At 69.6% G+C, this 11,807-nt stretch carries 11 protein-coding genes; 4 read left to right on the forward strand and 7 right to left on the reverse strand.

The features are described 5' to 3' along the window. Positions 1-86 precede the first annotated feature (86 nt). From AB0M11_RS29430 to AB0M11_RS29440, 3 genes are all read right to left on the reverse strand, one after another. A complete protein-coding gene (locus AB0M11_RS29430) occupies positions 87-761 on the reverse strand; it encodes a response regulator transcription factor (protein ID WP_365710733.1) in 675 nt (224 codons plus the stop codon). Continuing rightward, positions 758-1,951: a histidine kinase gene (locus AB0M11_RS29435; protein ID WP_365710735.1), complete on the reverse strand. Its 1,194-nt coding sequence runs from the start codon at positions 1,949-1,951 to the stop codon at positions 758-760. The genes AB0M11_RS29430 and AB0M11_RS29435 overlap by 4 nt, the downstream gene beginning before the upstream one ends. Before the next feature lie 128 nt (positions 1,952-2,079). Then, positions 2,080-3,273, reverse strand: a complete 1,194-nt coding sequence (locus tag AB0M11_RS29440; RefSeq protein ID WP_365710737.1) for an RtcB family protein — start codon at positions 3,271-3,273, stop codon at positions 2,080-2,082. Between the two features lie 228 nt (positions 3,274-3,501). Here AB0M11_RS29440 and AB0M11_RS29445 point away from each other — a divergent pair, with 228 nt between their 5' ends. The 3 genes from AB0M11_RS29445 (at position 3,502) to AB0M11_RS29455 (ending at position 6,810) form a co-directional block, all read left to right on the forward strand. Beyond that, a complete protein-coding gene (locus AB0M11_RS29445) occupies positions 3,502-4,344 on the forward strand; it encodes a DUF3558 domain-containing protein (protein ID WP_365710739.1) in 843 nt (280 codons plus the stop codon). Positions 4,345-4,476: 132 nt separating this feature from the next. Continuing rightward, the gene (locus AB0M11_RS29450; protein WP_365710741.1) at positions 4,477-5,373 is read left to right on the forward strand and encodes a DUF3558 domain-containing protein; all 897 of its coding nucleotides are present in this window, start codon (positions 4,477-4,479) and stop codon (positions 5,371-5,373) included. Positions 5,374-5,472: 99 nt separating this feature from the next. Next, complete coding sequence (locus tag AB0M11_RS29455) at positions 5,473-6,810, forward strand: DUF2637 domain-containing protein (RefSeq protein ID WP_365710809.1); 1,338 nt, start codon at positions 5,473-5,475, stop codon at positions 6,808-6,810. A gap of 63 nt (positions 6,811-6,873) precedes the next feature. Here AB0M11_RS29455 and lysS read toward each other — a convergent pair whose 3' ends face one another. Beyond that, positions 6,874-8,607, reverse strand: coding sequence for a lysine--tRNA ligase (gene lysS / locus AB0M11_RS29460; protein WP_365710743.1), 1,734 nt, complete (start codon positions 8,605-8,607; stop codon positions 6,874-6,876). Positions 8,608-8,949: 342 nt separating this feature from the next. On the opposite strand from lysS, the gene argS reads away from it, so the two are divergent. Beyond that, entirely contained in the window at positions 8,950-10,707 is a 1,758-nt protein-coding gene (gene argS, locus AB0M11_RS29465) for an arginine--tRNA ligase (RefSeq protein ID WP_365710745.1), read from the forward strand. Positions 10,708-10,769: 62 nt separating this feature from the next. Here the strand turns inward: argS and AB0M11_RS29470 are convergent, their stop codons facing one another. Genes AB0M11_RS29470 through AB0M11_RS29480 form a run of 3 tightly spaced genes read right to left on the reverse strand, consistent with a single transcriptional unit; the run spans position 10,770 to position 11,727 of the window. Then, positions 10,770-11,087: a type II toxin-antitoxin system PemK/MazF family toxin gene (locus AB0M11_RS29470; RefSeq protein WP_365710747.1), complete on the reverse strand. Its 318-nt coding sequence runs from the start codon at positions 11,085-11,087 to the stop codon at positions 10,770-10,772. Then, positions 11,075-11,290, reverse strand: a complete 216-nt coding sequence (locus tag AB0M11_RS29475; RefSeq protein ID WP_365710749.1) for a hypothetical protein — start codon at positions 11,288-11,290, stop codon at positions 11,075-11,077. The genes AB0M11_RS29470 and AB0M11_RS29475 overlap by 13 nt, the downstream gene beginning before the upstream one ends. 8 nt (positions 11,291-11,298) lie before the next feature. Continuing rightward, positions 11,299-11,727 (reverse strand): ATP-binding protein, encoded by a 429-nt coding sequence (locus AB0M11_RS29480; RefSeq protein ID WP_365710751.1) that lies wholly within the window; start codon positions 11,725-11,727, stop codon positions 11,299-11,301. Positions 11,728-11,807: the final 80 nt, after the last annotated feature.

Genomic DNA, 11,807 nt, shown 5'->3' on the forward strand with positions numbered 1-11,807 from the left:
GGTGAGTGGTTTTAAGACGTGTGCTCTAGCGATGTGCTACGACCGCGGTCGTAGTCCCGCCCTCCCCTCCCGGTCCCGCCGAGGGCTCAGCTCGCGGGGCTGACGAGGCCCGCGTCGTAGGCGAAGATGACGGCCTGCACGCGGTCGCGCAGGTCCAGCTTGGTGAGGATCTTTCCGAAGTGGGTCTTCACGGTCGCCTCGGCGATGAACAGGCGAGCGGCGATCTCACTGTTGGAGAGGCCCTCGGCTATCAGCCCGAGCACGTCCCGTTCGCGCGTGGTCAACAGGTCCAGCCGTGCGTCGTGGCGGGGCGAAGGGCCCAGCTTGCCCGCGAACCGGTCCAGGAGCTGGCGCGTGATGCGCGGGGCCACGACGGACTCACCGCCCGCCACGACACGGATCGCCGTCACGACTTCCTGCGGTGGGGTGTTCTTGAGCAGGAAGCCGCTCGCGCCGGCCTGTAGGGCGGCGAAGGCGTCCTCATCGGTGTCGAAGGTGGTGAGCACCAGCACCCGTGGGGCTTCGGTGAGTTCGGCCAAGCGGCGCGTCGCCTCGACCCCGTCCATGACGGGCATGCGGATGTCCATGATGACGACATCGGCCTTGGTGGTTGCCAGCAGCCTCAGGGCGTCCGCGCCGTTCTCCGCCTCGCCCACGACCTCGATGTCACTCTGCGCGGCCAGCACCATGGCGAACCCGGCCCGGATCAGCGGCTGGTCGTCCACCACGACGACTCGGATCGGCCCGCTCATCTCGTTCATCCCCTCGTCCTCACCGGCAGCTCCGCAGCGACCTGCCAACCCGTGCCCAGGCGCGGTCCGGCGGTGAAACTGCCGCCGGACACCTCCACGCGCTCGCGCATGCCTACGAGACCGTTCCCACCGCTGGACCTCTCCGACGCGGGCACGGAGCCGGCCAGCTTGCCGGCTCCGTCGTCGACCACGCCGATCTGCACCACGTCCTTGTCGAACCGCAGCGTGATCGCGACGTCCGCGCCCGGACCGGCATGCCGCAGCACGTTGGTCAGGCTCTCCTGGACGATCCGCAACACGGTCAGTTCGTCCGCCGTCGGCAGCCCGTCCTGTTCGCCCTCGACCGCCAACGTCACGTTCAGCCCGGCGGTACGGGCCCGCTCGACCACGGTCTCCAGATCGTCCAGCGAGACCCGGCGACGGTCGGCCCCCGCATCCGGGGCCTCGCCCTGACCTGAGGCGCGCCCGCCCCGCAGCACCCGCACGATCCGATGCATGTCCGCCAGCGCGTCACGTCCGGTGTCGCCGATCGCCTGCAACGCAGAACCGGCCTTGTCCGGATCCGTCTTGAGGACGTATCCGGCGCCGTCGGCCTGAAGAATCATCACCGCCAGACTGTGGGCGACCACATCGTGCAACTCCCGTGCGATCTCGGCGCGTTCCTCGGCGGCCGCGAGCTGCACCAAGTGCTCACGCTCCCGTTCGGCCGTGGCCGCCCGGTCCTCGAGAGTGGCCACGTACAGCCGGCGGGTCCGCAGCACCATGGCGGTCAGCCACACCGCCGCACAGACCCCACCGAAGGCCACGATGTCGGCGAAGGTCTCGGTCGTCGGCCCGCCGAAGGGGAGCAACCCGCCGTAAGTCACCACCACGCCCAGCAGTACGCCCGCGCCCACCATGTAGGCGTGCCACATCGTCCGGGTATGGGTGACCACCGAAACCATCGCGACGAGCACCGCTACCACGGCGTACGGGGTCGTGCCGGACATCAGCACGTACTGGACCAGCGCAAGCCCCGAGACCAGGCCCATCACGGTCAGCGGCCGCCGCCGACGGAACACGAGCGCCAGGGCCAGTGCCAGGCCGACGAACCGGTCGTATCCCTCGTCGTAGTCCGCGGCCATGTAGGCCACCAGCACCGCGATCGCGACGTCGTACGCCGTGTGTACCCACGGCAGAACCAGCAAGCGGCGCAACATGACGAGCAGGCTACGACACCGTTCTGCGAACTCGTCCCTCACGCCCGCTGCTTCGGCGACTCGAACCGCCCAGCACGCGGTGACACGACGTCGAGGTGCCCCCGGCGGCAAGCCGGGGGTACCTCGCATCAGCCCTTCACGCAGATGAACTGCTTCAGCTTCGCCACGACCTCGACGAGGTCCCGCTGCTGGTCGATGACCTGGTCGATCGACTTGTAGGCGCCGGGGATCTCGTCCACGACACCGGAGTCCTTTCGGCACTCCACGCCCCGCGTCTGGTCCTCCAGGTCCCTCGTCGAGAAGCGCCGCCTGGCGGCGTTCCGGCTCATGCGCCGGCCTGCGCCGTGGGACGCCGAGTTGAAGGACATCTCGTTGCCGAGACCCTTCACGATGTACGAACCGGTGCCCATGGAGCCCGGGATGATCCCGTAGTCCCCGGAGGCGGCCCGGATCGCGCCCTTGCGGGTCACGAGCAGGTCCATGCCCTCGTACCGCTCCTCCGCCACGTAGTTGTGGTGGCAGGAGATCTCCGGCTCGAAGACCGGCTTCGCCTTCTTGAACTCCTTGCGGATCACGTTCTTCAGAAGCGCCATCATCAGCGTGCGGTTGTACTTCGCGTACTCCTGCGCCCAGAACAGGTCGTTGCGGTACGCCGCCATCTGCGGGGTGTCCGCGACGAAGACGGCGAGGTCGCGGTCGACCAGGCCCTGGTTGTGCGGGAGCTTCTGGGCCACGCCGATGTGGTGTTCGGCGAGTTCCTTGCCGATGTTCCGGGAACCGGAGTGCAGCATCAGCCACACCGCACCGGTCGTGTCGGTGCACACCTCGACGAAGTGGTTGCCGCCTCCGAGCGTCCCCATCTGCTGATGCGCCCGCTCCCGACGGAACCTCACCGCGTCCGCCACCCCGTCGAACCGCCCCCAGAACTCTCCCCACCCGGCGGCAGCGAGCCCTGGGAAGTCCCCCGGCTCCACCGGATCCGCGTGCATCCCCCGCCCGACCGGGATCGCCTGCTCGATCTTCGAGCGCAGCCGCGACAGGTCCCCCGGCAGGTCGTTCGCCGTGAGGGACGTCTTCACCGCGGACATCCCGCACCCGATGTCGACCCCCACCGCCGCCGGGCACACCGCGCCCCGCATGGCGATGACCGACCCGACGGTCGCGCCCTTGCCGTAGTGGACGTCCGGCATGACCGCCAGGCCCTTGATCCACGGCAGGGTCGCCACGTTGCGCAGCTGCTGGAGCGCCCCGTCCTCGACGGTCGCGGGGTCGGTCCACATCCGGATCGGCACCTTCGCGCCCGGCATCTCCACGTACGGCATGTCTTCCTCATTCCCCCGCGAACAGCACAACAAAAAGGACAAAAATCTTTAAATTCAACAAAACGCAAATGAGGCGCCAGAGTCACAGGAACCAGACAGGGGACCGGCGTTCACAGCAGTGCGTGCGGTAGACATTGTCTCCAGCGGGCGCCCCACTGCGGCAAGCGATTAACCAGCGGGGACACTGGAGCAGGACCGAGCGGACCAGTGAACGGAAGGAGCCTGACCGTGCAGCGGAAGGCGTACGTAACCGGCATCGCCGCCCTTCTCGCGGCGCTGCTGGCCGGCTGCACGAGCGGTTCCACCGGTGGCGACGACATCAGCGACAAGAACGCGGACACCGGCACCTCCACCGTGGCCGCGCAGCCCGGCAAGTACCGCACCCTCCCGGAGGCCTGCGGCGCGGTCAGCCACGACACCCTCGACTCCCTGCTCCCCGGCATCGCCCAGATCAACGACGAGGAGCAGCGCGAGAAGGCGTACGCGGGCGAGGCCACGCTCACCTACGACACCGATCGCAAGGTCGGCTGCCACTGGAAGATCGCGTCGAACGACGCCACGGACCGGCTGTCCGTCGACTTCGAGCGCGTGGTGTCGTACGACAACGCGGTCAGCGACGACAACGAGGCGCAGACCATCTACACGCAGCGGGAGACCGCGGCCGACATCCCCGAGTCCGCGCCCCCGAGCCCCGCCGAGACGCAGTCCCCCTCGGAGTCGGCCGCCAACTCCCCGTCGCCGAACGCGTCGACGTCCGCGTCCGAGTCCGCCTCCTCCTCGGCTTCCTCCACCGCGTCCGCGTCCGCCTCCTCCACCGCCACACCGCCCGGTCTCCAGCCCCGCACCCTCTCCGATCTCGGCGACGAGGCGTATCTCGACGACCAGCTCAGCGGCTCGGGTTCGACGGCCGAGCAGCGGACGGTGACTGTGGTGTTCCGCACGTCCAACGTCGTCGTGACCATCGTGTACGAGGAGCAGCCGATGGCCACCGGGACGGTCCCGGACAGCAAGGAAATGCAGGACAGGGCGCAGAACCTGGCCGGGCAACTGGCCGAGGCGCTCAACGGCTGAGGCCCTCTGCACCCCTTTTGCACCCCGCCCGCAAAGCACGCGAACCGAAACCGCACAGCTTCCTCACCGCGTACCGTGGCCCCTCGGACCCGATCCGACCGCAGGAACCCCGAACGTATGAGTGAAGGAACCATGCAGCGAGTAGCAGTCCAGCGAGACGACCAGCGCGCCCGGAACGAGCGGAACGCACAGCGGCGGGCAGGGCGCCTGCGCCGCGGCCTCGTCTGCGCGGCCGCCGTCCCCGCCGTGGCGTTGTTCGCGACGGCCTGCTCCTCGGACTCGGACAGCGCCGCCCAGGGGACGGCCGGCGGCGGCTCGACCTCCGCCGCCGGGTCCACCGACACCGGCGTCTCCGCGGCCGCCTCGCCGACCGTCCAGGCGGCCAAGTACGCCAAGCTGCCCGAGCCGTGCGCGGTGCTGTCCAAGAAGACGCTCACCTCGCTCGTGCCGGAGGGCGTGAAGTCGGGCAAGGAGGGCGCGTCGAACGACGTGGCCACGCGGGGCAGCTGCTCCTGGAGCAGCCTGGACAACAACGGCGTGAAGGGGTCCCAGTTCCGCTGGCTGAACATCTCCTTCCTCCGCTTCGACTCGGACGCCGGCCGCGGCTCCGGTGATCAGCAGGCGCAGGCGTACTACACGAGCCAGGTGCGGGACGCCCAGTCCGTGGCCGGCGCGAAGAACACCAAGTCGGTGCCGGTCTCCGGGGCGGGCGACCAGGCGACGGCCGTGCGCTACGACCTGAAGAAGAAGGAGGGCGCCTTCAAGCAGCAGACGGTCGTGGCACGCGTCGCGAACGTCGTCGTCACCGTCGACTACAACGGCGCGGGTCTCGCGGGTGAGAAAAGTCCGGACGCGGACACGCTGACGAAGGCGGCGGAGCAGGCGGCCGTGGAGGCGGTGGCGTCGGTCTCGACGGCCAACGGCTCGGGCACGGCGCCGAGTTCACCTTCCGCGACCCCCTCGCAGTCGCCCTCCAAGTCCGCCTCTCCCAGTGCGTCGCCGTCCAAGTCGTCAGCCAAGAAGAGCTGACCGGCCATACGTGCGCCGCACTGATGTGCCACCCTGTTGCGCGCAACAACACGCAAGGGGAGGGGAGTACCGGTGGCCGCGCCAATGCAGCTGACCCGGATGCACCGCGTTCTCATCGGCGTGGTCGTGACCGGCGCGATGATCATCGCCGGTATCGGCTTCGCCGGCTCGTACGCCGCCGTCCGTGAGCTGGCCATCAAGAAGGGCTTCGGGAACTTCTCGTACGTGTTCCCGGTCGGCATCGACGCGGGCATCTGCGTCCTGCTCGCCCTGGACCTGCTGCTGACCTGGATCCGCATCCCCTTCCCGCTGCTGCGGCAGACGGCCTGGCTGCTGACCGCCGCGACGATCGCCTTCAACGGCGCGGCGGCCTGGCCGGACCCGCTGGGCGTGGGCATGCACGCGGTGATCCCAGTGCTGTTCGTGGTGGCGGTCGAGGCAGCCCGGCACGCGATCGGCCGGATCGCGGACATCACGGCGGACAAGCACATGGAGGGGGTCCGCCTCACCCGCTGGCTGCTCTCCCCGGTCCCGACGTTCCTGCTCTGGCGCCGGATGAAGCTGTGGGAGCTGCGCTCCTACGACCAGGTGATCAAGCTGGAGCAGGAACGTCTCGTCTACCAGGCGAGGCTCCGTTCCCGCTTCGGCCGCGCCTGGCGCCGCAAGGCCCCGGTGGAGTCCCTGATGCCCCTGCGCCTCGCCAAGTACGGCGTCCCCCTGGCCGACACGGCCCCGGAGGGCCTGGCGGCGGCGGGCATAGAGATCCCGGCGCTGCCGCCGGCCGCCGAGCAGACCGCGGCCGGCCGGGCCGCCGTGGCGGCACCCGCCGCCCAGCAGGCGGCGCCGCCGGCCGAGCAGCGCCCGGTGCTGGTCCCCGGCCCCCGTGCCGAGCAGCCCGGCTACCCCTCGGAGCCGGTACCGCCGCAGCCCGACCCGGAGATCAACCCCTGGCTGCACGCCAGGAACCCGCAGCAGATCGAGTACCACGGCGACTACGACCCGACGTACGAGCCCCCGTACACCGAGGAGCAGTACGCGGCCTGGCAGTACGAGCAGGAGCAGGAGCAGTACCAGCGCCAGCTGCGGGAGTACGAGCAGGCGCAGCTCCAGCAGCGGTTCCCGCCGGATCAGCCGCCCCAGGAGCAGCCGGTCCCGGAGGAGTCCCCGTCGGAGACGACGGGCAGCTTCCCCATCCCCTCCGGTCCGGGCCGCACCCGTGAACTCGGCGAGGGCGGTGGCCCCCCGGAGCCGACCGAGGAAGACTTCTACCTGGTCTTCAAGAAGTCGATCGACGGCGGCTACCCCAGTTCGAGCCAGTTCCGCGGTGACGTGGAGGCGACCTACGGCATGACGCTCGCACAACGCGACGCGGACCGCATGGTCAACCGCTTCACCAACCGCCACACGGCGGAACTCCAGGAAGACCACATCGCGTAGACCCGCACCACGGCATGAGGAAGGGGCCCTCCCGCTGGGGAGGGCCCCTAGCTCAATCCGGCGTCACGCCCCGAGCAGGGCCCGTACCCGCTCCTGCCCGACCGCGAGCAGCAGAGTGGGCAGCCGCGGCCCGGTGTCACGGCCCACCAGCAGGTGGTACAGCAGCGCGAAGAACGTCCGCTGGGCGGTCTTGATCTCCGGCGGCAGCTCCTTCGGCGTGGCGTCGGCGGAGAAACCGGCCTGGACCTTGGGCACGCCGTAGACGAGGTGGGTCAGCCCGTCCAGCGACCAGTGGTCGGCGAGCCCGTCGAGCAGCAGTCGTACGGACTGCTGGGACGCCTCGTCGAGGGACTTCAGCAGCTCGGCGTCCGGCTCCTCGCGGACGATGGTCCGCTGGTCGGCCGGCACCTGCGTGTTGATCCAGGCCTCGGCCTTGTCGAGCCGGGGCCGCACCTCCTCCAGCGAGCCCAGCGGCTGCTCCGGGTCCAGCTCGCTGAGGATGCGCAGCGCCTGGTCCTCGTGGCCGGCGGTGATGTCGGCGACGGAGGCCAGCGTCCGGTAGGGCAGCGGGCGCGCCGTGCGGGGCAGCTCGCCGCCCGCGGTACGGACGGCACGCGAGTGCGCGGCGATGTCGCCGGGCAGCGCGGATCCGTCGGCCACCTTGGCGTCCAGCTTGTCCCACTCGTCGTAGAGCCGCTGGATCTCCTGATCGAAGGCGATCTTGAAGGACTGGTTGGGCCGGCGCCTGGCGTACAGCCAGCGCAGGATCTGCGGCTCCATGATCTTCAGCGCGTCGGCCGGGGTGGGCACCCCGCCCCGGGACGAGGACATCTTGGCCATGCCGCTGATGCCCACGAACGCGTACATGGGCCCGATGGGCTGCTTGCCGCCGAAGATCCCGACGATCTGGCCGCCGACCTGGAAGCTGGACCCCGGGGAGGAGTGGTCGACCCCGCTGGGCTCGAAGACGACGCCCTCGTAGGCCCACCGCATCGGCCAGTCGACCTTCCAGACCAGCTTGCCGCGGTTGAACTCGCTGAGCCGGACGGTCTCGGCGAAGCCGCACTCGGTGCAGGTGTAGGTCAGCTCGGTGGTGTCGTCGTCGTACGCGGTGACGGTCGTCAGATCCTTCCCGCACCCGCCGCAGTACGGCTTGTACGGGAAGTAGCCGGCGGAGCCGGACGAGCCGTCGTCCTCGCTCGCCGCGCCCGAGCCCTCCTCGGCCTCCAGCTCGGCCTCGTCGACGGCCTTCTGCTGGGGCTTCTTGCCGGTCTTCGGCTTGGTCCGGTACTGGGCGAGGATCGCGTCGATGTCGCCGCGGTGCTTCATGGCGTGCAGGATCTGCTCGCGGTAGACACCCGAGGTGTACTGCGCCGTCTGGCTGATCCCGTCGAACTCCACGCCCAGCTCGGCCAGCGACTCGACCATCGCGGCCTTGAAGTGCTCGGCCCAGTTCGGGTACGGGGACCCCTCAGGGGCGGGCACGGAGGTGAGCGGCTTGCCGATGTGCTCGGCCCAGCTCTCGTCGACCCCGGCGATGCCCGCGGGCACCTTGCGGTAGCGGTCGTAGTCGTCCCAGGAGATCAGGTGCCGGACCTGGTACCCGCGCCGCCTGATCTCGTCGGCGACCAGGTGCGGGGTCATGACCTCGCGCAGGTTGCCGAGGTGGATGGGGCCCGACGGTGAGAGCCCGGACGCGACGACGACCGGTTTGCCCGGGGCCCGACGCTCCGACTCCTCGATGACCTCATCCGCGAAACGGGAGACCCAGTCGGTGGTCTCGGTGCTCTGAGCCACGTCGGCACGTCCTTCTTTCTGACACGGGGCAGCCGATACGGTCGCACGGCTGACGCCCCCATTCTCCCAGCCACCCCCCCTTCCACGAAAACGCGTTAACACAAGAACCCCGTAAGCCCCGCCCCAGGCGGCGCAGCCGCCGCTCAGGGGCGCGGGGAACTGCGCGACAAGCCGGCGGCGCAGCCGCCACCAAGGGGCGCGGGGAACTGCGCGAGCAACCACAACGCACCCGCACCCGGCCACGCACCGAACCCCCACCCCCGTAGCCGCAAAAACCCCTTTACCCCCCGTGAAATACTGGACCCGTCTACCAAGCCCCCCGAGGAGAACGGCTCCCACCCCATGGCCCCGGTCACCCCCCTCACCGCCTCCGTCAACCAGCAGCTCACCGACGCCCTCTCGGCAACCCTGCCGGCGGCCCCCGTCGACCCGCTGCTGCGACGCAGCGACCGGGCCGACTACCAGGCGAACGGCATCCTCGCCGCCGCCAAGAAGGCCAAGGCCAACCCCCGGGAGCTGGCGACGCAGGTCGTCTCCCGCATCACCACCGGCCCGGCCCTGATCCAGGACGTCGAGGTCTCCGGCCCCGGCTTCCTCAACATCACCCTCTCCGACCGGGCGATCACCGAGAACCTCGCCGCCCGGTACGCGGACGGCGCCCGGCTCGGCGTCCCCCTGAAGGCGGACCCCGGCATCACGGTCATCGACTACGCCCAGCCGAACGTCGCCAAGGAGATGCACGTCGGCCACCTGCGCTCCGCGGTGATCGGCGACGCCCTGCGCGGCATGCTCGACTTCACCGGCGAGCGGACGATCGGCCGGCACCACATCGGCGACTGGGGCACCCAGTTCGGCATGCTCATCCAGTACCTGATCGAGAACCCGGACCAGCTGTCCGCGGAGACCGACACGGACGGCGAGCAGGCCATGTCCAACCTGAACCGGGTCTACAAGGCCTCCCGGGCGGTCTTCGACGCGGACGAGGAGTTCAAGGAGCGGGCCCGCAAGCGGGTGGTCGCCCTGCAGTCCGGCGACAAGGAGACCCTCGACCTGTGGCAGCGGTTCGTGGACGAGTCGAAGGTCTACTTCTACTCGGTCTTCGAGAAGCTCGACATGGAGATCAGGGACGACGAGATCGTCGGCGAGTCGGCGTACAACGACGGCATGCCGGAGACCGCCCGCCTCCTGGAGGAGAGCGGTGTCGCGGTCCGTTCCGAGGGCGCGCTCGTCGTGTTCTTCGACGACATCCGGGGCAAGGACGACCAGCCGGTCCCGCTGATCGTGCAGAAGGCGGACGGCGGCTTCGGCTACGCGGCCTCCGACCTGACCGCGATCCGCAACCGGGTCCAGGACCTGCACGCCACGTCCCTGCTCTACGTCGTGGACGTCCGCCAGTCCCTGCACTTCAAGATGGTCTTCGAGGCCGCCCGCCGGGCCGGCTGGCTCACCGAGGACGTCACCGCGCACAACATGGGCTACGGCACGGTGCTGGGCGCGGACGGCAAGCCGTTCAAGACGCGTGCGGGTGAGACCGTGCGGCTGGAGGACCTGCTGGACGAGGCGGTGCAGCGGGCCGCCGAGGTCGTCCGGGAGAAGGCGCAGGACCTGACCGAGGACGAGATCCAGGAGCGGGCCCAGCAGGTCGGCATCGGCGCCGTGAAGTACGCGGACCTGTCGACGTCGCCCAACCGGGACTACAAGTTCGACCTGGACCAAATGGTCTCGCTGAACGGCGACACCTCGGTCTACCTCCAGTACGCGTACGCCCGTATCCAGTCGATCCTCCGCAAGGCGGGCGAGGTACGGCCCGCCGCGCATCCGGAGCTGGCCCTGCACGCGGCGGAGCGGGCGCTGGGCCTGCACCTGGACGCGTTCGGCGACACGGTCTTCGAGGCGGCCGCGGAGTACGCCCCGCACAAGCTGGCCGCGTACCTGTACCAGCTGGCGTCGCTCTACACGTCGTTCTACGACAAGTGCCCGGTCCTCAAGGCCGACACCCCCGCCCAGGTGGAGAACCGCCTCCTCCTGTGCGACATGACGGCCCGCACCCTCCACCAGGGCATGGCCCTGCTGGGCATCAGGACCCCCGAGCGGCTCTGACCGGTCTCAGTCGTCCACCGGGGTCTCCGGGCCCCGGTGGACGCTTCACGCGATGGACGAAGTCAGAGGCTGAGCACCGCCCGCAATGCGATGTCCACGCGTTCCATCTGCTCACCGGGAACGTCGCCGTGGTATTTCCCCTGTTCGAACCGGCCCAGCCGGAAGTTGTACAGGTCCGGGGCCAGGACCACTCCCCTGAGCGGAGTCGTCACCCGCACCGTGACCAGTGATTCCCGCCGCTCCCCGGACGTGTCGAGCAGCGCGCAGAGGACCGCGCCGGGGTGCAGCTCGGCCACGTGGTCGTTCTGGACGACGACCACCGTGCGGTCCCGGCCCACTGTGGGGACGGTCCACACCTGGCCACGCTTCAGCTGTCGCACAGGTCGTCCTCCGCCGCGCTGTACAGGTCGTCCAGGTCGTCTCCGATACGGGCGCTGTCCTCGGCGTACAGCGCCATCGCGTCCCGCAACAGCTGGTCTCTTATGGCTCTGGCGACGAAGGCCGACAGATTGCCGTCCGCCGCCTCGCGTGCGGCCTTGAGGAGTTCGTCCGGCACGGTCACCGTGAGCTTACTCGTCGACATACCATTGGTTATACCAGCTGTACGTCCGCCACGGCGGACGTCTCGAACTCGGCCCACACCACCTTGCCGAGCTCCCGCTCCACCACCCCCCACTTGTCGGCGAGCGCCGTGACCAGCACCAGCCCGCGGCCGCCCTCTCCGTACGTTTCTTCGGCGATCTTCGGTACGCCAGACCCGCTGTCGTGCACCTCGACGCGGACGACGTCACCGTCGTACCGCAGTCGCAGGAGGAAGCCGCGGCCGGGCGGCACCCCGTGCAGAAGGGCGTTCGTGGCCAACTCGCTCACGCACAGCGACATGTCGTCGGCGCGGGGCCAGTCCGCCAGGCCCCAGCACCTGAGCGACTGCGCGGCGAACCGCCTGGCCGCGGGTACGGACCGGCGCTCCCGGACGTAGAACTGTTCGCGGGGACAGAGGAGTTCGGTTACGTCGTTCACGGGACGAATGTCGCGCAGAGTCACCAACCTGGAGCAGGCAGTGAACCCGTACGAAATTTTTGTACGGGTTCCGACCCGGT

The organism is Streptomyces sp. NPDC051987, assembly GCF_040680735.1.
GTDB lineage: Bacteria > Actinomycetota > Actinomycetes > Streptomycetales > Streptomycetaceae > Streptomyces.